Consider the following 429-nt stretch of genomic DNA (forward strand, 5'->3'; position numbering starts at 1 on the left):
TGCTGCAGTGGGGAATATTGCACAATGGGGGAAACCCTGATGCAGCGACGCCGCGTGCGGGATGGAGGCCTTCGGGTCGTGAACCGCTTTTGTTTGGGAGCAAGCCTTCGGGTGAGTGTACCTTTCGAATAAGCACCGGCTAACTACGTGCCAGCAGCCGCGGTAATACGTAGGGTGCAAGCGTTGTCCGGAATCATTGGGCGTAAAGGGCTCGTAGGCGGTTCGTCGCGTCCGGTGTGAAAGCCCAACGCTTAACGGTGGGTCTGCGCCGGGTACGGGCGTGCTTGAGTGCGGCAGGGGAGGCTGGAATTCCCGGTGTAACGGTGGAATGTGTAGATATCGGGAAGAACACCGATGGCGAAGGCAGGTCTCTGGGCCGTCACTGACGCTGAGGAGCGAAAGCGTGGGGAGCGAACAGGATTAGATACC

At 59.4% G+C, this 429-nt stretch carries 1 rRNA gene; it reads left to right on the forward strand.

Annotation, left to right across the window (positions count from 1 at the left end):
* A 16S ribosomal RNA gene (locus F6X68_RS33250) occupies window positions 1–429 on the forward strand; the annotation flags it as partial.

Source organism: Micromonospora sp. AMSO12t (genome assembly GCF_008806585.1).
Lineage (GTDB): Bacteria > Actinomycetota > Actinomycetes > Mycobacteriales > Micromonosporaceae > Micromonospora > Micromonospora reichwaldensis.